The organism is Halobacillus litoralis, assembly GCF_009856415.1.
Taxonomy (GTDB): Bacteria; Bacillota; Bacilli; order Bacillales; family Halobacillaceae; genus Halobacillus; species Halobacillus litoralis_C.
Window position 1 is genome coordinate 39,386 of the sequence record NZ_WMEZ01000002.1, and the last position, 18,458, is coordinate 57,843.

Below are 18,458 nucleotides of genomic sequence, written 5' to 3' on the forward strand. Positions count from 1 at the left end.
TCCTGCACACCTATTCTATATTGTATGAATGAACAACTACATAGATTGCCATTTCTATTCCCCGGAAGATCAGAAAGGATGTCATCATGCTATTAGATTTAGTTCAAAACTTCCCCCTTTGGGCGTCGATCGCTGCTATCCTTTTCGCCCAAGTAATTAAGATCCCGATTCAATTCATTGCTTCCAGACAATTGAATACAAGTCTCGCCTTCAGTACAGGCGGCATGCCCAGCAGTCACTCAGCAGCTGTTACTGCCCTCGCCACAGGGGTGGGAATTGAACAAGGATTCGGTTCATCTGTTTTTGCTATTGCTTGTGTGTTCAGTATCATCGTCATGTTTGACAGCACCGGAGTAAGGCGTCAGACCGGCGAACAAGCCATTATGTTGAACATCTTACTAAACGATTTTAACCGGTTTGTAAGTGAAGCCAAGAGCTGGCAGCAAAAAGAAGGCTATCAAAAGAAAGAAGAACTAAAAGAACTTTTGGGTCACCAGCCAATTGAAGTATTCTTCGGAGGACTGACAGGCATTCTGCTCACCTTCCTTCTTCATTCTTTGATCTATTAAATAATAAAAAATCTCTTCCGACTTATTTTCGCGGAAGAGATTTTTTATTGGCTCATTTGTGAGCGGAACACCTGCAACGATTCATCCTCATTCAATTTCTTCAAATCTTCTTCAGACAGTTGACCGTTCCCCTCTTCCACCACATAAACATCGAGCGTCTGCTTTCCCCACTGATCGTAAACATCATTCACGGTTGGAAAATAGAGGTCGAGCTTATTCCCTTTGATGGCCCCACCAATATCAGCGACCACTCCATATCCGTACCCAGGAATAAACAGCACAGTCCCTAACGGAAACATTTCTAAATCGGCAGCAATGGTAGAATATAAATCGCGCTTTACGTTTACACCTGAATAGGTAATTCCGTATCCGGGATGCTCCGGCGTTTTGCCTGTGGATTCATACCCCGCCGTATAACCTGTCGCTACTACTTCATGGCTCGGGTATTGAGTGAGGTCAATCGTGTCTTCCAACAGTTCCACCGCTTCGATGACCGCACTGGATACATGGGTCTGTGGAGCGTTTTTAATTTTTAAGCTTTTCTCAGAAAGCTCCCGTTCTTTTTGAAGGAGAGCCTCCCCCTCCAGAGATTCTCCTTTGAATTTAGACGATATCCATTCGTCAAAGTCTGAAAACGATAGGTTTGTTACATTCGTAAAAGTACTATAAAGAGCAAAGCTGAACAGGAGAATAAAAAAGATAGACTTCGTCCGCTTGTTCATGAAATCACCTCTAGGTGTAATCATGTCCAAGCTCCATTTTTTTATTCAAACGAGTCTTCATCCTTTTATTCAACCAAAATAAAAAAACGGCTGACAGCACATTGTGCCGTTAACCGTTCTGCTTTAAAACATTTGGTATCCACTTTTCCGTAATTTCTTAATTATGATGCCAGCGACTATGGTACCGACGAATCCACTCGCTAATATGACGATATCCACAAGCTTCAGGTTGATTACTTGTTCAAAAACTGTAGGGAAGGCGGACCCTGGAGACGAAAAGTAGTTTGTCATTGGAAAGTCATCAACGATGAATAGCACGATGACCGGATAAACAAAAGCCATCAACCACGAAGAACGTAAAATCATATTCAATAAGAAAGAAATTCCGAAGAATAGCACAAAAAATAACAACATTGACACGATGAACTGCACGATATTCACTAACGTTTCCCCCTATGTATGTTCAACGAAACACAAACGAATCCAAATCTCATTTTATAACGGTTACATTAAAAGCGCAAGAGCTCTCCCATATCGATGCAAATGCTTATTAACCAAACTGGCAGGATTGTGGAAGATTTGATTTCGAGACTTTTGTGGTGGTTTAGGGGCTGCGGAACAAAGTGCTTGGTGAGACCCCACAGGACGCAGTCCGAGGAGGCTCACCGCGCTCCCGCGGAAAGCGAGCTATTCCACGCAGCCCCATCCACACAACAAACATCTCGAAACTGAGTCTTCAAGAATAGGGAGCTATTATGGAAGAGGAATGTTCAATTTCCCCAAAAGAAAAGCGAAAGCAGTAGTTCTGCTTTCGCTTTATTATAATTAATGGAAGAAGTTAAGTTTTCCTTTTTTAAGAACAAGCGGAATGCCGCCTAATTTTAGAAGGTAGCGGTTATCGATAACTTTCTTCATCGCTGTCGCTGACCATCCGAACAATTTCTTATCATCAAAGACTACACCTATCGCATCATTATGCCCAAGGGAAGCTACGGTCCCTTTCAAGTCTGGTTCAAATGGCTCAAGGTGATCTTCGCCTCTGATCAGACGAGTAAGGTTCGCTGCTGTTTGTTCAGCTTGCTGAATGGCAATCTGTGCTGTTGGAGGATAAGGACGTCCAGTTTCCTCGTTCATGATCAGAGCACAGTCCCCTACAATGAAGACATCGTCATAACCCTCTGGACGCAAGTCATCTCCGACTGGGATACGTCCGCGGTTTGCTACAAATCCGGCATTTTCAACAAGGGAGTTTCCGCGTACACCAGCAGCCCAAACCACCGTGTTGGTCTCAATTTCCTCACGCTGCTCGTCTTTTTCGAAAACGAGCTTGTTCTCAGTAACTTCTTTGATCATCGCTCCGATTTTGAATTCAACGCCTCTTGCTTCTAAGGAGTTCATCGCGTACTCCACAAGTTCTGGATCGAATCCTGGAAGTGCCGTTGGAGCAGCTTCCACGTTGATGATACGTACATTTTCACGTGGGATGTCGTATTCTTTGCAAAGTTCCGGTACACGGTTAGCGAGTTCACCTACGAACTCGATGCCTGTAAATCCGGCGCCACCTACGACAATGTTCAAACGTTCTTGCTTTTTCTCCGCTTCATTATTATATTTTGCGAAGTTATATTCAATGTGCTGACGAATCAAACGCGCACTATTGATGCTGTTAATGGTAAAGGCGTTCTCTTTTAATCCGGAAATCCCGAATGTAGCTGCCTCGAAACCAAGTCCGATGACGAGGTAATCGTAGGAAAGCTCACCGTTTTCGAGCATTACTTTCTTATCTCCAGGCTTGATCTCTGTCACGGTATCTTGTACAAAATTCACTTTACTCGTATTGATGACATCACTAATTTGGATGCGTGTGCGGTCATGGTGTAAGGTACCCGCAGCATTTTCATGCAACCAAGTCGTTTGGTAATGGTAACTATGCTTATTGACCAGTGTCACGTTTGCATCATTTGCACCTAGGCTCTTCTGTAGTTTCACTGCTGTCATGATCCCGCCATAACCGGCACCGAGAATCACAATGTTAGGGTTTCTCATGATTTAATCACTTCCATCTCGTAATAATGATCCGTTGACTAATGCTTGTGACTACTTTCACACAAGAAAACATGAAAAAAACCTGAGTCGGTTTCAGGTGAAATTGTCACAAATTTTTACTATATTATCTGTTTTCATCTTAGACCTTTTTCTAACCATTTTCAACCCTTAAGCCCTTTATCGGAATTATTGATCAATTACCCTTTTGTAAAGGTTTACATACCCCCATTGTTCCCATCAGATTTTTTTTTATGATAGAATGTATTTTAGTGAAATTTTCATCAGGAGGTTTATTATGAGTGAAAAAATATACGATATAACGGTTATCGGCGGTGGGCCAGTCGGTTTATTCACAGCATTCTATGGCGGGATGCGTGAAGCTAGTGTAAACATTATTGAAAGTCTTCCCCATCTGGGAGGCCAGCTTACAGCCCTCTACCCTGAAAAATACATTTTTGACGTTGCCGGATTTCCGAAAGTCCGAGCACAAGAACTTGTTGACAATTTAGAAGAACAAGCGATGATGTTCAATCCCACAATTTCTTTGAATCAGGAAGTGGTTTCCGTAGAAAGAATGGATGATGAAACCATTAAACTGACCACAGATAAAGACGTGCATTATACAAAGACCATTATTATCACAGCAGGAAATGGAGCCTTCCAACCAAGGAAGCTGAAAATTGACGATACGGAACGTTTTGAAGAAACAAACCTCCACTATCACGTCAGTAACATGGACAAATTCCGTGACAAAAAAGTCATGATTGCTGGTGGCGGAGACTCTGCTGTCGACTGGGCCCTTATGCTTGAGCCAATCGCTGAACAAGTGACACTCGTCCATAGAAGAGATAAATTCAGAGCACACGAACACAGTGTGTCACAACTTAATGAATCGAACGTTAGAATTCTAACTCCATTCACTCCTGAAAAAATGATTGGCGATGAACGCATTGAACAGGTGGAGTTAAAAGAAGTGAAAGGAGATCGAGTAGAAACGATCGACGTCGATGATGTGATTGTGAACTACGGTTTCATCTCCTCTCTTGGCCCGATTAAAAATTGGGAACTCGAGATTGAGAAGAACAGCATCGTTGTCAATTCCAAAATGGAAACCAATATCAAAGGCATTTATGCAGCGGGGGATATTTGCACCTACCCTGGTAAAGTAAAATTGATTGCTTCTGGTTTTGGTGAAGGTCCAACAGCCGTCAACAATGCGAAAGCTTATATCGATCCAGGTGCTCGTGTTCAACCTAAACACTCGACTAGTATGTTTTCATAAAAAACAAAAGGAAGAAGCCCTCTTATGTGGGCTTCTTCCTTTTTAGATTCCGAGATAAGAAAAAACCTTTCTGTAGACACAGAAAGGTTTGATATTAGCAATTTGGATCTGGGGTTCCGGCATTTGTAGCTGTTTTGAATGACGATCCACACCCACAGGATACAATCGCGTTCGGGTTATCAATGGTGAACCCGCCCCCCATCATATTCTGTTTGAAATCGATGGTCGTACCTTCAACAATAGCGGCATCTTGACGGTTAATGACAACCGGAATTCCACTAGACTCCTCTACAAGATCAAGTTCCTCATTGATATCATCTTCGAAGCCCATGGCATAAGACAATCCACTGCAGCCTCCACCTTTGACACCGAAGCGAAGACGAACATCTCCTTCTTCTTCTTTCATCATCTCTTTAATCTGGTGACTTGCGGCTTCTGTGATATTCAGAATCATACCAAGCCTCTCCTTTCTCTTCTTATCGTCAGTATACTAAATGGCAGAACTTTTTATCAAACATCCCGTATTCAGAAACAAAAGGCATCCTTAAAGGATACCTTTCCTGTCCATGGCTACACCGTCTTATAGGGTTTCGTCCAAGTGTTCATAAATCTTATCAACTAATTCGTCTGGTGTATCAGCCATAACACGATCACCTTCTACAACTGCATATAGCGTCTGGGAACATAGTCCACAGTTTCTTAAACACCCATATTCGACAACGTCAAGATCAGGGTCTTTCTCAAGCGTCTCTTTTGCTTCCTGACACCCACTGATCAAGTTATTGATACAAAATTCAATTAATGGATTCATCCGCTTCACCTCTATGTTGGATGAAACCCTATCATATCCTATATCATATCACATCGTCCGCAGAACCTGCTATGAATTTTCCTTTGGATGGATGCCATTCTTTTCTAAGGCCTTATACACTCTTTTCAATCTAGGGTCTCCCTCGCCTACAATTTCATTCCCCACGAGAACGAGAGGATAAAATAGCTCATCATCCAATAGCTGCTGGATAATGGAAGGATCGGCTCCATCCTGATTTTCTTCATGTATATCATAGTAATTGTAAGTAACCGTTGAATCGTTATACTTTCTTCCTATAGCCGCCTGCAGCCACTCATAAGTCTCCTTTGAGCCAGGTGCATTAACACAGCTTGCACATTTCACATCAGCTCCATAAACCTCTACGCGAACTCCTTGTTGATCCCCCATCCACTCTCTCCCTTATGGTGTTACGTTTTTTTCTATTTTACAAAAGATAAGAAAAAAGATAAAATGATAATAGTTCTCAATATTAATGTACAGAGACTTAGACAACCATAGATTTTTTAGTCATTTCGTTTTATAATGATACTTAAGAAAGGGGAAGATTGAACATGCATGAACAGGTTCAAGAGGTACTCAATAAACTTCGCCCATTTTTACTACGTGACGGTGGGGACGTCGAGCTTGTCGATGTTGAAGACGGGATCGTCCGCCTGCGGCTCATGGGTGCTTGCGGAAACTGCCCAAGTTCCACAATCACTTTGAAAGCAGGAATCGAAAGAGCTCTTGCACAAGAAGTACCAGGAATTTACGAAGTCGAGCAAGTATTTTAAAACACCTAACCAAAAGAGCCGCTCCATTCTTGGAGCGGCTCTTTTTTTGTAATATGCTCATCCTCATATCCAACATAAGCTCCCGATTGTGGAAAACTCAGGATCAAGATAACCGGGGTTCGTTTGCCAGATCGGGAGTTAGGGCAAACGAACCCCTGTACCAAGTTGGACTGTCTCCCCACTATCCCACCGTTCGAAGTATGAAGCGCTCTTTATCAAGCCTTTACGTACTCTGGAGCGGTTTATACGATCCGCTTCTTCAATCATAAATACTGATTATTGCGGAAGTGGTTTCGAGAATCTTCCATGGCAAAGGGGCGGAGGGGAATGGCGAGACTCCTGCGGGAAAAAAGTGCAGGGTGAGACCCCACAGGACGCAGTCCGAGGAGGCTCACCGCGCTCCCGCGGAAAGCGAGTCATTCCCCGCAGCCCCTATCCACTCAATAAAAGTCTCGAAATCGAGTCTTCCACAATCCTGCCAGATACTTCAAAAGCGATTTCATGAAATTTAAGAGTGAACAGTGCTTCAAGTCACAGGTGTGATTAATGGTTTGCCTTGAAAATGGTTAACGAGGTTATCGAGACTAAGCTTCATCATTTTATATCTCGTTTCCTTTGTAGCAGATCCGATATGTGGTAAACAGACCACTTCAGGGCATGAGAGCAATGGGTGTTCTGAGGAGATCGGCTCTTCTTCAAATACATCAAGCCCAGCCCCTGCAATCTTTTTATTTTTGATCGCCTCATACAGCGCTTCTTCATCTACCGTAGCCCCCCTGGAAGCATTGATGAAGAAGGACTCTTTTTTCATCCTATGGAAAGCATCCTTATTAAACATGTGTTTGGTTTCATCTGTTAAAGGGGTCAAACACACGACATAATCCGCTTGTTCAAGTAAAGTCTCAAAATCCGCATAGCTCGCACCAAGGATTTCTTCCGCCTCGGGTTTACGAGAACGATTATAATACAGCACATTCATACCGAAGCCTTTGGCTCTCTTTGCCACCGCTTCTCCAATCCTCCCCATCCCGACGATGCCTATTGTTTTCCCATGTATATCCGTACCGGCTAACATCAACGGAGACCAATGTTTCCACTTGTTGTCCTTTATGTATTGGCTCGCCTCAATCATTTTCCGCGCTGTGGCCATCAATAAACCAAATGTGAGATCCGCTGTTGTTTCTGTAAGCACATCAGGGGTGTTGGTAACAGAAATATTTAGACGCTTCGCTGTTTTCACATCGACATTATCATAGCCGACTGCCATATTCGCTACGATAGAAAGGTCGTTGGATTGCCTGAGAATTTGTTCATCTACATCTTCCGTCAACATGGTCATTAAACCATGGGAACATTGGGCTTGTTCAATTAAAACTTGGCGCTCTACAGGTTCTTCTTCACTTGGCCACATTTCAATATCAAGGTGTTCATTATAAGGTTTCACGACTTCATTAGGAAGACGACGGGTGATAAAAACTTTTGGTTTTGTCATGATCGAACCTCCATCCATTTTTTATTCTTTAATCATAGCAAATGATCATTGAGACTTTCCAACCTTCTACACTTTTGCACCTTCTGAGAGAAGTTTTGATATAATGAACATAACACCGCTCGTTTGTGCAATAATAAACGCGGGTATGGTACAGTGCAAGTCATGATGAGCAGGGAGGTTTTTCACTATGGCAGAAGAAAGAAAAGTATCCACTCTTGAAAAAACAGCAAGAGATTGGCTGGTGGAAAGAGGGGTCACCATTGATGACATTGCGGACCTTGTCTATTACTTACAGTCTAAATATCACGACGAATTATCCATGGACGACTGCCGCTTCAATGTGAACAAAGTATTGACCAAGCGTGAAGTTCAGAATGCAGTCATTACTGGGATTCAAATGGATCGGCTAGCAGAAAAGAAAATGCTTGAAGAGCCATTACAGTCCACCATTGAAGTAGACGAAAGCCTTTATGGAATTGATGAAATCATTGCCTTTTCCATTGTAAACGTTTACGGATCCATCGGTTTTACCAACTACGGTTATATCGATAAACAGAAACCTGGAATTTTACAAAAGTTAAATGATAAATCCTCAGGCGAATGCCACACATTCCTGGATGACATTGTCGGTGCTATTGCAGCCGCCGCATCCAGCAGACTTGCCCACACCATCGCTGGAGATGCTGAGGTTTAATAAAAAATGAATCATTAAAGCTTAAAGTAGTTCAATGAATTGTACGGCATTACCGTATCTTCCCATTGAACTGCTTTTTATTTACCTCTATTTTTCTTCAATAAAAGCCCCCAATTGTGGAAGACTCAGCTTCGAGACTTTTGCATTAGAGATTCGGGGCTGCGGGGGATGACTCGCTTTCCGCGGGAGCGCGGTGAGACTCCTGTGGGAAGTGCGTGTTAGATGAGACCCCGCAGAGCGTTAGCTCGAGGAGGCTCATCACTCGCCCACGGAAAGCGAACCTTTTCCCGGAGCCCCTAAACTCACACAAAAGTCTCGAAATCAAGTCTTCCACAATCCTGCCATATACTTTATTAAGGAACTACATATAACGGGATATGATTTTTCAGACTTCTTTTCTAATCGTATTTTTATTTTTCTGAAACCTTTATAATCGTAACTACGTACTACATGAAGAGGTAGAAAAAGGAAGGAGATACAATAGATGAAAAGTTGGAGAGGAAAGTTAGTTTGGCTGCTTCCTACGATCATCGTTCTGGTCGCGGTAAGCTTGCTGTTTTCTCATAATTATCAAAAAGTCACGGAGCCGCCGGATGAGAATTGGAGCCGCGCCCTGGATATTGGAACCACACCTGTTTTACGGACCCCAAACGTAGGCATTCACGATGGGAGCCCGTCCGTTTCTTTTCTCACCAAAGACGGAATCCAACAAAACATTTACAACGAGCAATATGAAATAAAGGAACAAAACTCATATGATATCCCTGTCGATAAATTCACCCAATTCTACATAGGTACAAACAAAGTAATTTTTGCCGATTATTATAGTATGTATGATCAGGAGACAGGGGATAAAATCACTGACGTTCAAGCTTTTTATCCTCTCGAAAACAGTGTATTTTACAGAAATGAGGATAAAATTTATAGCTTTGACGTAAATGAATCTACTAGTAAAGAGCTTTTATCATTGAAAAACCCGAAAGCCTCTGTCCATATGGCGGAGACGGATAGCGGTACTTATTTATTGACAGATCAAGTCACGTCTTCAGGGAATTTATTGACATACTACCAGGTGGATAAGAACAACATAACTCCACTAGGTGAAGCAACGTTCTCTGTCAAAGAATCTGAACAAGTCAATAATATCCAATTCACGAGCAAAAATGACAGTTATCAGTTGCTTGTTACAACGATACAAAAACAAAGCCAATCCGGCAAAATACAAAATTACTATTATTATGCAGAGGCTCCTTTTGGGGAAAACCCTAATCTAACCAGAGTCGATTTTCAAGATCCTTCCTCCACAAATGAGCTGAAAGAAATATCTGATCTCAGCATTTATAATACGGAGAACGGGCCAGTACTCCTCTTTAAAGCAAATGGATGGACGGACACGCTTTTCCGGCCAGGTCCGCAATTTAACATATACCAAGCAACCCTGAGTGAGAACAGTGGCACAACTGTAACACGATTAAGCAATACACCTTCATTTTCTAATTTTCCAGTGAGGCTAAATGAACAGACGGTTTTGTGGGTAGACAATGGTGGGGACGATCATAAGTTGTTGTTAGCTTCAAGCAAACCTGAAGTAATCGAGCGGGCAGACCAGGTAACAAAACAAGGTTTGCTGCTTGCTTCCGGAAAAACCATCGGTATGCTTTCCTCAGGTTTATTTGCCCTGATCATCTCTACATTCTGGTTTCTATGGCCTCTCCTTTTCATGATTTTTATCATGTTTTCTAAAGCTGATGCGCTTGACCAAGACCGCTCTTGGGTTCTCTATACAGGAATACTCATTTACTTAGTGGCAGCAATTGTTGCAAGGGATCCAATGTTTTCGGAAGCACTTCTCGCTAGAGCTCCAGAGTATTTAAGTTTTCCGGGTAGCCCTATCTTGTTTTTACTCGTATTTGCAGGCATTGCTTACGGCATATTAAAAGCGGGGGCACGTTCTAAAGACTGGTCCAATCCCATTCAACTCACCTATTTCATAGGAATGCACGTGCTTTTTATTACCGTCTTTTTCGGTCCCTATCTTATGTAGAAAAACAAACGACCAGAGTTATTCTCTGGTCGTTTATCTATTTCTTTTCATTAGAATTCAAACGCTGGATCCAATGGAATAAATCTTCGCATTTGTACGTGGGCTGATGTTCCTCATCCTTAATTTCATCGAATGTACTCAACCCAGTTTCTACCATCAATGTATCCAAGCCAGCTGTCATTCCGGCTTTGATATCTGTGTTGTAATTGTCTCCAACCATTAAGACATCCTCTTTATTATAACCTAACCGTTTGAGTGCCCGAGACATAATCAAAGGCTCAGGTTTACCTACAAACACCGGATTCACACCGGTACTCACAGAAACCACAGATGTCAAAGCTCCATTTCCAGGCACAAGACCCCGTTCAGTAGGAATGGCAATGTCTCCATTTGTACTTATGAAAGCAGCTCCGTTCCTCACTTCCAAACACGCCGAAGCCAGCTTCTCATAATTAACTTCCCGGTCAATACCAATCACCACGAAGTCTGCTTCCTCTTGCACTAATTCCAAGCCCTCTTGACGCAAAGCGTCGAATAACCCTTCTTCCCCTATAGCAATAACACGGGCTTTTTCCTTTTTACTGCTTATATACTCAGCTGTGGCAAGGCTGCTCGTATAAACTTGCTCCGGCTTAGCACGGACTCCGATTTGATTGAGTTTCTCTGCAATTTGGTCCACGGTTTTTGAAGAGTTGTTTGTCAAATACATAAATGGAAGGTCCTTCTCTTTTAAATACTCGACGAATTCTGACGCGCCTTCAATCCGTTCAGCGCCTTTGTACATGGTTCCATCGAGATCAATGAGATAACCTTTGTATTCCTTCATGTTCATACTTTTGCACACTCCTCAGCTTTTGGAAAAGGCAGACACGGGTCCAAGCTCATTATCCAAGTAATTACGGACACGACGTGGGAAAGCTTGTAACGAGTCCTTTTGTTCCTGCCACACGTTAACGATATGCTCATGGTCGACTTCCGTATATTGTTGTACAATCATTTTTCTAAGTTGAACAAACTGCTTGTATGCTTCCTGCTCATCTTCAGGTAATACCTTTTCATCTGTAAGGATGTCGATAATATCTTCATAACTTCCTGGATCTCTCATGATAAATCCATCGATCATCATATTTCCGACATCAATGATGGCTTCTATGTTTAAGTGTGTCATGCGCTCTAAAAGAAGCTGGTCTGCAAAGCGGATATAAGAGTGTTCCGCCAATTCTTCCTGTATCTTTTCCATATATGATAAAACCTCTTCAATTTTTTCTCGATTCACAAAATACATTTTGTTAACCTCCCACAAAAATGACCATTTTCATTCATGATACCATAAAAGACTTACTCTCACGCTTCCTGATTTTTAAGCGTCTGATTTCATAGAAATCGGGCATACTAATGCTAAAGTTTTTCGCAGCGGATTAAAAAATACAAAAATAGGAGATGATCACATCATGGCACAACGTCCGCTTCTTGAAGACGTCACTCAAAATACAAGCACTCGATTTGTTTCATTCACAGCAGGCAGTCACCGTTTTGAACTTGCACTCATGAAGGCCGATTATTTTCAAAACCAAACGATGGTCATCAACTTACCTAAAAATCGCCAAGCTTTGCTCGATCATCAAAACATCAATGAAATCGGCCATCTGGAACACATGTTTCAACTCAGTGCTATGGAAGCAGAGGAATTAAGAAATTACCTTCCAGACCTCCTATAAGAACAAGCATAAAAAAACCTCCTTCGACAAAAAATAACGCAGAAGGAGGTTTTTTTATGGGTAAAGAAAAACGTAAGTATTCGGATTTTGCCAATGTCGAAGCCCAGCGTAATTACTTGACTCCTGAACAACTTCCTGAAGGGCCTTATGGCGCACCCAGAAACAAATATGAACCTGTAACCAATGATAAAAGTGCGCCATGGACAGAACAACAGCGGTACTACAGCGCTTTTAACTATGAAAATAAAGGACTTCACCAAGACCTCCCTCGTCAAGAGGATGGTGCTCACCCGACGCATGATGAAAAAGATAAAAATGTAAAACCTTCTGAAGAAACGCATTAAAATCGAAATAAAAAACGGCGTGCGATCATTTGCGCGCCGTTTCTTATTGACGAATTCTCTTCAGTACAAAATAAGAACAACCAAAATTACAGTATTCATACAAATAATCTTCCAGCGTACTGATTTTGGTATCAAACGTTGCTTTGGAATTTTGATCATCATAAAACCCTTTTAAACGTAATTGACCATAACCCCAATCTCCAACGATAAAGTCATATTTATTCAGGATATCACTAAAACGACCTTCCACTTCTTCTTGTTGAAAGCCTTCTTGATAGTCCTCCAGGATCTCATACGTTTTCCCAGCCAGCTCAATCATTTGTATCACCTCTATCCTTTTTCAGTGTATCACATTTTTTCATTTGTTAGGAAATACAACAAAGTCAAAAAGTATGTTTCCGATAAAACTGCTCAATCTAATAATTATAAACAGTTACATGAAGGAGGAAATATGATGAAAAAAATTTGGAAAGTCTTTACCCTTTTATCTCTTGTCACACTCATTGTTGCAGGATGTCAAGAAACAAAGGAAGAACAAGCCAAAAATATGATGGATGATGACACGCTGAATGGCAATGCCATGGATGGATATAACGAAAAGCCAAAAGATGGGCAAGTCGGTTATGTACGCTTTAACAAAGATCAGTTAAACCAAGATGCTGAAGAGCATCGTGAAATCAAAGTCAACCGTGAAGAAATGGCGGATATGATTTCCCGAATGATCCTCCGCTATGATCAATTCGATGACGTAGCCACAGTAGTTACGGATAACGAGGTACTCGTCGCATACAAAAAAACAGACGACTTAAATCGGGAAACAGCTGCTGATATGGTTCAAAAGACAGCCTATTCTTTAGTTCCAAGCTTTTACCATGTGTATGTTTCCGACAATCCTGCTTCCTTTGGAGATATCCAAAGTTTAAGTAATTCTACCGTATACGATCAAGGCTATAACGATACAATCGACAGCATTATCAAAAAGATGAAAAAGTCACCACAGGGAAAAGTTGATGAAACCAACCCTAATCAACCGGATGTTGGCCCCAACATGAATACTGAAGAAGAAACTGGGATGGAAAACTGACCTCACCCCAATTTTTCCATTCATAACAAAAGCATGCCTGCCTCATGCTATAGGTATCAAAACATTGAAGGTGAGTTTATGAAATACATCGGATCAATGATTTTATGTCTTAGCATGTGTGTATTATTCTCTGCAGGTTCCATACATGCAGATGATGAGAGCAATGCGCGAATGGCATTATATAAAAAAACATCAGCCATCACAGATATTCCCTGGGAGTACCTCGCAGCTATCGACCAATATGAGAGGCAAGTCCATGACGACCCTAAAGAAGGGCGTGTCACAGCAATTGAAGCGGATCCGATGTTCTGGACCGGTTCTGCTGGAGAAATGCCCTCCGCATTCTTCCCAGATGGCTGGGGTTCAGATGGAAATGGTGATCAAAAGGTTCAGTTGAAAAATGATGAAGACGTGCTCTATTCAATAGGCACATACTTGAAATCCTACGGTACCACGAGGGATGATATTAAAATTGCCCTGTGGAATTATTACAAAAGAGACCTTACCGTTCAAACCATTATGAACACAGCAAAAGTATTCAAGAAATTTAAGACCGTAAATTTGACAAACCGCGACTTTCCCCTCCCTCTCCAAGCGAATTACAGTTATAGAAGCACATGGGGAGATGCCCGGGGCTTCGGAGGAAGACGCATTCATGAAGGCACAGATATTTTCGCTAATTACGGAGTGCCTGTTAAATCTACAACATATGGAGTTGTAGAGATGAAAGGTTGGAATAAGTTCGGAGGGTGGCGAATCGGGATCCGGGATATCTACAACATTTACCACTATTACGCCCATTTGCACAGCTTTTCAGAAGATATTAAAGTGGGGGACATCGTACAACCTGGTGATGTAATTGGATCGGTAGGAGCTTCTGGTTATGGACCTCCTGGAACTTCAGGGAAGTTCCCTCCCCACCTTCATTACGGCATGTATCAAGATAATGGAAAAAACGAATGGTCCTTTGACCCTTACCCTTTTCTAAAGAAGTGGGAAAGAATGACCAAAAAATAAAAGCGCCGCACGTTATGTGCGACGCTTTTCCTGTTATTTTGATTTTTTAACGGCATTCGTAATACTGGCAGCCAGGCCACCCCATATTACGATCATTCCGAGAATCATCATTGTTACTGCACCAGCTGTCATATTAGCTTACCTCCTTCTTGACCTCTTCAACTGCTTTTGAATCCCAACGCTTCAATGTCATCAAGAAGCCGGCTACAATGGCAAATGCTGCTACAAACCAACCCCCGAATAAAATGAAACCATCTGTATATCCTGCATAGTTCCCTGTTTCCGTATCAAATTGTTGAAGAAGGTTCGTCTTGAATAAGTCGAACATCATAAATCCAAGGACGATTGGCGTGATTACACCAAGACAGATCTTCCACCATCCTCCAAGACGAATATCAGAAATACCGTTAGCATGGGCCTGAAAGTCATTAAGATTACGTAAGAACCAGGCAATGACTACGACTTCAACGAGGCCGACAAAAGCCACACCAAATTGGTTTATGAAATAGTCAGCTGCATCAAGGAAGTACAGTCCACCTTGTGTTGCGAAAAGTAAGGAAATGATGGCAGCAAGTCCGCCACCCAGCCCTACAGCAGCTTTTCTTGAAAGCCCGAATTTTTCACTCAAGCCTGCTACATAAGTCTCTGAAATGGAGATTAATGAAGATAGACCGGCTAATACTAATGAAGCAAAGAATAAGAATCCGAATAGACCATTAAGAGCTGGGAACTCATTTATGATTTGTGGGAAGACGACGAACGCAAGCCCCACACCACCACTCACTACTTCATTCACTGGTACACCACTTTGAGAAGCCATGAATCCTAAGGCCCCGAATACACCGATACCAGCAAGTAGTTCGAAACTTGAGTTACCAAAGCCAGCAATGAAAGCATTGTTCGTTAAATCTGACTTCTTAGGTAGGTAACTGGAGTACGTAATCATAATCGCAAAGGCGATGGACAAACTGAAGAAAATTTGCCCGTAAGCTGCTACCCACACGGAACTATCTGTAATCGCACTAAAATCTGGAGCAAAGAACGTCTGAAGACCTTCTGCCGCCCCCGGAAGAGTGATTGCCCTTATAACGATAATCATGAAAAGGACAACCAGTGTTGGAATAAAGATTCTGTTTGCTGCTTCAATTCCTTTTTTAACACCTTTGAAAAGGACACCTAGTGTAATCAACCAAACAATAAGTAATGGAATAAGAACACCAGGGACAAGGCTTCCTGTCTGACCAGGATCTACGGATAATTGCAAATAATCGCTAAACAAAAAGCCTTCGGTGTCATCCCCCCATGAAAGGTTGAATGCAAAGAAACTGTATGAAATTGCCCAGGCAATAATGACAGCATAATATGTCGAAATAACGAATGATACAAGTACTGCCCACCAGCCAAGCCATTCTGTTTTCCGGTTCATTCTGAAGAATGAAAGTGGTGCTGACCCTCTAAATTTGTGACCGATGGTGAATTCCATAACAAGTAGCGGAATACCTGCTGTTAATAGAGCAAATAAATAAGGAATAAAAAATGCCCCACCACCATTTTCATAAGCTACTGCCGGGAAACGCCAAATGTTACCTAAACCGATAGCTGAACCGACGGCTGCCAGTATAAAACCGGCTCGTGTTCCCCATTGTGCACGATTTTCCATGCGAAAGACCTCCCTGAGTTAAACATCCCGAAAGATGTTTTTAAATTTTTATTTTTCTGATTATTCTGCTTTAAATTATAACTAGCAATACACAGCTTGTCAAAATAATTTTAAAATTTTCAGAAATTGGAAGGTGAGAAAAAAGGCTTGAGTATATGGGTCTACCATATTATAGATTAATTACCATATATCCTTAGTAGAGAGAATAGAACAAAAAGAGAGTACGGAACGTTGAACGTTCCATACTCTCTTTAATGGTTTCTTTTCATTTTTACTCCGTTGGTTGGCTATGATTAAATTTGTGAATGATAAAGGCAACGACGCCTACAATGATTAACGTCAAGAGCAACGGCAGCCAAACTCCGCCAGTTAGTCCTAATATCACATAACCGATCGAAGCAGCTCCTGCAGCGATAAGCGCATAAGGAAGCTGTGTGAGTACGTGATCGATATGGTTCGATCCTGCCCCTGTCGAGGAAAGAATGGTCGTATCGGATATCGGTGAACAGTGATCTCCAAAAACAGAGCCAGCGAGTACTGCTGACAGCGCCGGCAGAATCAGTGTAGGATCAGATACTGCTGCGATTTCTCCTGCAATTGGAAGCATAATCCCGAATGTTCCCCAAGATGTACCTGTAGATAAAGCCATGAAGCCAGACAGCAAGAAAATGATAAGAGGCAGATAGGCAAGGTTGATATCTGCTTGAGTGAACTGTTGGGCTAAATATTCACCGGTTTGAAGTTGGCCGATGATATCACCGATCATCCAGGCAAAAACCAAGATGTAAATCGCTGGTAACATAGCTTTCATCCCTTGACCAAAGACTAGAGGAACTCCTGATTTAGGCTTGGGTTGACTGATATACAGAACAAGTGCAATAACAACCGAGACAACTCCACCTATAAACAGTGAAATATTCACATTTGTGTTGGCAAAAATGGACAGAAGATCAACACTGCCTTCCGTGTTGCGAATTCCGGTGATAACCATTGTTAACACTGTACCGACAACGAGAGCAACAATCGGCCAAATAAGATGAGAGATTTTGCCATGGTTATGCTCCTTGAATTCATCATTCAAATCACCAGGAACGTCGCCTTTTTCAGGGTTGTTCAACTCTCCAGTTTCAATGGCTCGTTTTTCATGAACTTTCATCGGACCAATGTCCATACTTAAGTAAATCGTCAGAAATACGAGTAATAATGCCGCAAATACATATAAATTTGCTGGAATCATCAACACAAATGCTTCGAACGCTTGATACTGTGTGATTTCATTGGCAGCCAGAATACTTCCGATCGTTCCAATAATATAAGCGCCCCAGCTGGAAATCGGTGATATGACAGTAATTGGAGCCGATGTGGAATCGATATAATACGCTAATTTTGCCCGGGATACTTTATATCGATCGGTTACTGGACGGGCTACTTGTCCTACGGCCAGTGCATTGAAGTAATCATCAATAAAGATGATGATTCCAAGAAGAGCCGGAACAAGTGTTGCTCCTTTTCGTGTACGAATTCGTTCGACTGCCCAACGACCAAACGCACGGCTTCCTCCTGATGCTGTCATGAAGGCGGTGGTAATTCCTAGTAAGAATAGAAATGATAACAAGTAAATGTTTCCCATATTCAGTGCGCCTTCACTGACGAAGATGTTCGCGAAAATCGACCAGATTAACGATATACCTCCGCCAATATCCATTTGTGTGAGCAAGAACGCTCCTACGATGATCCCGATCCCTAAGGATAGGATAACTTTCCTTGTCAGCAGAACAAGGATTAACATTAATACTGCTGGAATTAAAGAATAGATGGTTCCTTCCATGATGTTTCCCCTCCGAAAATCTTGATGTAACGGGATTGGAAGGCTACTGCGGATAAAAATGAGGAATAAAAAAAGACAATGATAGAAAATAACCTACCATTGCCTTGTAAGTGGCAATTTGATTATCCTCCATTTCGATCAGTAGCGCCCCATGCACCCAAAAGCATGCATGACAGTGTATCTCTTGTTCAGATATACACCAGCGTCTTACAGCATGACGAACTATAAAACACTTCGGCAAACATCCCCTTCCATCAATCATCGTCGCTTGTCTGGCTCCAATTGATTACTGATGGTGTTTGCACCTCTACCTCACCGATCTGATAAGGTCACGCATATTCAATTCTCGATAA

22 protein-coding genes and 1 riboswitch are annotated in these 18,458 nt (G+C 42.0%); of the genes, 9 read left to right on the forward strand and 13 right to left on the reverse strand.

Going from position 1 to position 18,458, the window contains the following annotated elements:
- Nucleotides 1–86: 86 nt before the first annotated feature.
- A complete protein-coding gene (locus GLV98_RS05875) occupies nt 87–569 on the forward strand; it encodes a divergent PAP2 family protein (protein WP_089654136.1) in 483 nt (160 codons plus the stop codon).
- A 44-nt stretch (nt 570–613) separates the two neighbouring features.
- Here the strand turns inward: GLV98_RS05875 and GLV98_RS05880 are convergent, their stop codons facing one another.
- The 3 genes from GLV98_RS05880 to GLV98_RS05890 form a co-directional block, all read right to left on the reverse strand.
- On the reverse strand, nt 614–1,315 hold the full coding sequence (locus GLV98_RS05880) for a 3D domain-containing protein (protein ID WP_237417057.1): 702 nt from the start codon (nt 1,313–1,315) through the stop codon (nt 614–616).
- A 99-nt stretch (nt 1,316–1,414) separates the two neighbouring features.
- A complete protein-coding gene (locus tag GLV98_RS05885; protein WP_337193723.1) occupies nt 1,415–1,732 on the reverse strand; it encodes a YuiB family protein in 318 nt (105 codons plus the stop codon).
- 384 nt (nt 1,733–2,116) lie between these two features.
- Nucleotides 2,117–3,337: an NAD(P)/FAD-dependent oxidoreductase gene (locus tag GLV98_RS05890; protein WP_160913078.1), complete on the reverse strand. Its 1,221-nt coding sequence runs from the start codon at nt 3,335–3,337 to the stop codon at nt 2,117–2,119.
- Between the two features lie 295 nt (nt 3,338–3,632).
- Here GLV98_RS05890 and GLV98_RS05895 point away from each other — a divergent pair, with 295 nt between their 5' ends.
- Nucleotides 3,633–4,619, forward strand: coding sequence for an NAD(P)/FAD-dependent oxidoreductase (locus GLV98_RS05895; RefSeq protein ID WP_160913080.1), 987 nt, complete (start codon nt 3,633–3,635; stop codon nt 4,617–4,619).
- Between the two features lie 94 nt (nt 4,620–4,713).
- Here the strand turns inward: GLV98_RS05895 and GLV98_RS05900 are convergent, their stop codons facing one another.
- The 3 genes from GLV98_RS05900 to GLV98_RS05910 form a co-directional block, all read right to left on the reverse strand.
- Nucleotides 4,714–5,073 (reverse strand): HesB/IscA family protein, encoded by a 360-nt coding sequence (locus GLV98_RS05900; protein WP_160913082.1) that lies wholly within the window; start codon nt 5,071–5,073, stop codon nt 4,714–4,716.
- Between the two features lie 126 nt (nt 5,074–5,199).
- Nucleotides 5,200–5,430 (reverse strand): YuzB family protein, encoded by a 231-nt coding sequence (locus tag GLV98_RS05905; RefSeq protein ID WP_160913084.1) that lies wholly within the window; start codon nt 5,428–5,430, stop codon nt 5,200–5,202.
- A 69-nt stretch (nt 5,431–5,499) separates the two neighbouring features.
- Entirely contained in the window at nt 5,500–5,838 is a 339-nt protein-coding gene (locus GLV98_RS05910) for a YuzD family protein (RefSeq protein ID WP_160913086.1), read from the reverse strand.
- 164 nt (nt 5,839–6,002) lie between these two features.
- On the opposite strand from GLV98_RS05910, the gene GLV98_RS05915 reads away from it, so the two are divergent.
- Nucleotides 6,003–6,224, forward strand: coding sequence for a NifU family protein (locus GLV98_RS05915; RefSeq protein ID WP_035511544.1), 222 nt, complete (start codon nt 6,003–6,005; stop codon nt 6,222–6,224).
- Between the two features lie 526 nt (nt 6,225–6,750).
- Here the strand turns inward: GLV98_RS05915 and GLV98_RS05920 are convergent.
- Nucleotides 6,751–7,716, reverse strand: a complete 966-nt coding sequence (locus tag GLV98_RS05920; RefSeq protein WP_160913088.1) for a 2-hydroxyacid dehydrogenase — start codon at nt 7,714–7,716, stop codon at nt 6,751–6,753.
- Nucleotides 7,717–7,903: 187 nt separating this feature from the next.
- Between GLV98_RS05920 and GLV98_RS05925 the strand changes: the two genes are divergently transcribed.
- Together GLV98_RS05925 and GLV98_RS05930 are read left to right on the forward strand one after the other, a co-directional pair.
- Nucleotides 7,904–8,410 carry a phosphatidylglycerophosphatase A family protein gene (locus tag GLV98_RS05925; protein ID WP_160913090.1) on the forward strand — a complete coding sequence of 169 codons (507 nt, stop codon included), beginning with the start codon at nt 7,904–7,906 and terminating at the stop codon, nt 8,408–8,410.
- A gap of 484 nt (nt 8,411–8,894) precedes the next feature.
- Nucleotides 8,895–10,454 carry a hypothetical protein gene (locus GLV98_RS05930; RefSeq protein WP_160913092.1) on the forward strand — a complete coding sequence of 520 codons (1,560 nt, stop codon included), beginning with the start codon at nt 8,895–8,897 and terminating at the stop codon, nt 10,452–10,454.
- A gap of 37 nt (nt 10,455–10,491) precedes the next feature.
- Here the strand turns inward: GLV98_RS05930 and GLV98_RS05935 are convergent, their stop codons facing one another.
- Together GLV98_RS05935 and GLV98_RS05940 are read right to left on the reverse strand one after the other, a co-directional pair.
- Nucleotides 10,492–11,280, reverse strand: coding sequence for a TIGR01457 family HAD-type hydrolase (locus tag GLV98_RS05935; RefSeq protein WP_160914445.1), 789 nt, complete (start codon nt 11,278–11,280; stop codon nt 10,492–10,494).
- A 21-nt stretch (nt 11,281–11,301) separates the two neighbouring features.
- Nucleotides 11,302–11,739: a DUF86 domain-containing protein gene (locus GLV98_RS05940; protein WP_160913095.1), complete on the reverse strand. Its 438-nt coding sequence runs from the start codon at nt 11,737–11,739 to the stop codon at nt 11,302–11,304.
- 166 nt (nt 11,740–11,905) lie between these two features.
- On the opposite strand from GLV98_RS05940, the gene GLV98_RS05945 reads away from it, so the two are divergent.
- Nucleotides 11,906–12,172, forward strand: coding sequence for a DUF3055 domain-containing protein (locus GLV98_RS05945; RefSeq protein WP_160913097.1), 267 nt, complete (start codon nt 11,906–11,908; stop codon nt 12,170–12,172).
- 56 nt (nt 12,173–12,228) lie between these two features.
- The gene (locus GLV98_RS05950) at nt 12,229–12,516 is read left to right on the forward strand and encodes a cytosolic protein (RefSeq protein ID WP_160913099.1); all 288 of its coding nucleotides are present in this window, start codon (nt 12,229–12,231) and stop codon (nt 12,514–12,516) included.
- A gap of 43 nt (nt 12,517–12,559) precedes the next feature.
- Here the strand turns inward: GLV98_RS05950 and GLV98_RS05955 are convergent, their stop codons facing one another.
- On the reverse strand, nt 12,560–12,835 hold the full coding sequence (locus GLV98_RS05955) for a YutD family protein (protein WP_160913101.1): 276 nt from the start codon (nt 12,833–12,835) through the stop codon (nt 12,560–12,562).
- Between the two features lie 135 nt (nt 12,836–12,970).
- Between GLV98_RS05955 and GLV98_RS05960 the strand changes: the two genes are divergently transcribed.
- A complete protein-coding gene (locus GLV98_RS05960; protein WP_160913103.1) occupies nt 12,971–13,600 on the forward strand; it encodes a YhcN/YlaJ family sporulation lipoprotein in 630 nt (209 codons plus the stop codon).
- Nucleotides 13,601–13,714: 114 nt separating this feature from the next.
- Nucleotides 13,715–14,617 carry a M23 family metallopeptidase gene (locus GLV98_RS05965; protein WP_272917287.1) on the forward strand — a complete coding sequence of 301 codons (903 nt, stop codon included), beginning with the start codon at nt 13,715–13,717 and terminating at the stop codon, nt 14,615–14,617.
- A gap of 33 nt (nt 14,618–14,650) precedes the next feature.
- On the opposite strand, the gene GLV98_RS05970 is transcribed toward GLV98_RS05965, so the two are convergent.
- The 3 genes from GLV98_RS05970 to GLV98_RS05980 all read right to left on the reverse strand — a co-directional run bounded on the left by GLV98_RS05970 (nt 14,651) and on the right by GLV98_RS05980 (nt 18,105).
- A complete protein-coding gene (locus GLV98_RS05970; protein WP_160913107.1) occupies nt 14,651–14,749 on the reverse strand; it encodes a methionine/alanine import family NSS transporter small subunit in 99 nt (32 codons plus the stop codon).
- A 1-nt stretch (nt 14,750) separates the two neighbouring features.
- On the reverse strand, nt 14,751–16,277 hold the full coding sequence (locus GLV98_RS05975) for a sodium-dependent transporter (RefSeq protein ID WP_160913109.1): 1,527 nt from the start codon (nt 16,275–16,277) through the stop codon (nt 14,751–14,753).
- Between the two features lie 271 nt (nt 16,278–16,548).
- Complete coding sequence (locus GLV98_RS05980) at nt 16,549–18,105, reverse strand: Na+/H+ antiporter NhaC family protein (RefSeq protein ID WP_160913112.1); 1,557 nt, start codon at nt 18,103–18,105, stop codon at nt 16,549–16,551.
- A 134-nt stretch (nt 18,106–18,239) separates the two neighbouring features.
- Nucleotides 18,240–18,423: riboswitch (Lysine riboswitch) on the reverse strand.
- Between the last annotated feature and the right edge of the window lie 35 nt (nt 18,424–18,458).

Bases quoted from the DNA above. Each gene is read 5' to 3' on its own strand.
- GLV98_RS05880 (WP_237417057.1), bottom strand. From the start codon at position 1,315: ATGATTACACCTAGAGGTGATTTCATGAACAAGCGGACGAAGTCTATC.
- GLV98_RS05920 (WP_160913088.1), bottom strand. From the start codon at position 7,716: ATGACAAAACCAAAAGTTTTTATCACCCGTCGTCTTCCTAATGAAGTC.
- GLV98_RS05980 (WP_160913112.1), bottom strand. From the start codon at position 18,105: ATGGAAGGAACCATCTATTCTTTAATTCCAGCAGTATTAATGTTAATC.
- GLV98_RS05960 (WP_160913103.1), top strand. From the start codon at position 12,971: ATGAAAAAAATTTGGAAAGTCTTTACCCTTTTATCTCTTGTCACACTC.
- GLV98_RS05970 (WP_160913107.1), bottom strand. From the start codon at position 14,749: ATGACAGCTGGTGCAGTAACAATGATGATTCTCGGAATGATCGTAATA.
- GLV98_RS05895 (WP_160913080.1), top strand. From the start codon at position 3,633: ATGAGTGAAAAAATATACGATATAACGGTTATCGGCGGTGGGCCAGTC.
- GLV98_RS05925 (WP_160913090.1), top strand. From the start codon at position 7,904: ATGGCAGAAGAAAGAAAAGTATCCACTCTTGAAAAAACAGCAAGAGAT.
- GLV98_RS05910 (WP_160913086.1), bottom strand. From the start codon at position 5,838: ATGGGGGATCAACAAGGAGTTCGCGTAGAGGTTTATGGAGCTGATGTG.
- GLV98_RS05950 (WP_160913099.1), top strand. From the start codon at position 12,229: ATGGGTAAAGAAAAACGTAAGTATTCGGATTTTGCCAATGTCGAAGCC.
- GLV98_RS05955 (WP_160913101.1), bottom strand. From the start codon at position 12,835: ATGATTGAGCTGGCTGGGAAAACGTATGAGATCCTGGAGGACTATCAA.
- GLV98_RS05875 (WP_089654136.1), top strand. From the start codon at position 87: ATGCTATTAGATTTAGTTCAAAACTTCCCCCTTTGGGCGTCGATCGCT.
- GLV98_RS05900 (WP_160913082.1), bottom strand. From the start codon at position 5,073: ATGATTCTGAATATCACAGAAGCCGCAAGTCACCAGATTAAAGAGATG.
- GLV98_RS05905 (WP_160913084.1), bottom strand. From the start codon at position 5,430: ATGAATCCATTAATTGAATTTTGTATCAATAACTTGATCAGTGGGTGT.
- GLV98_RS05945 (WP_160913097.1), top strand. From the start codon at position 11,906: ATGGCACAACGTCCGCTTCTTGAAGACGTCACTCAAAATACAAGCACT.
- GLV98_RS05940 (WP_160913095.1), bottom strand. From the start codon at position 11,739: ATGTATTTTGTGAATCGAGAAAAAATTGAAGAGGTTTTATCATATATG.
- GLV98_RS05935 (WP_160914445.1), bottom strand. From the start codon at position 11,280: ATGAAGGAATACAAAGGTTATCTCATTGATCTCGATGGAACCATGTAC.
- GLV98_RS05975 (WP_160913109.1), bottom strand. From the start codon at position 16,277: ATGGAAAATCGTGCACAATGGGGAACACGAGCCGGTTTTATACTGGCA.
- GLV98_RS05965 (WP_272917287.1), top strand. From the start codon at position 13,715: ATGTGTGTATTATTCTCTGCAGGTTCCATACATGCAGATGATGAGAGC.
- GLV98_RS05930 (WP_160913092.1), top strand. From the start codon at position 8,895: ATGAAAAGTTGGAGAGGAAAGTTAGTTTGGCTGCTTCCTACGATCATC.
- GLV98_RS05890 (WP_160913078.1), bottom strand. From the start codon at position 3,337: ATGAGAAACCCTAACATTGTGATTCTCGGTGCCGGTTATGGCGGGATC.
- GLV98_RS05915 (WP_035511544.1), top strand. From the start codon at position 6,003: ATGCATGAACAGGTTCAAGAGGTACTCAATAAACTTCGCCCATTTTTA.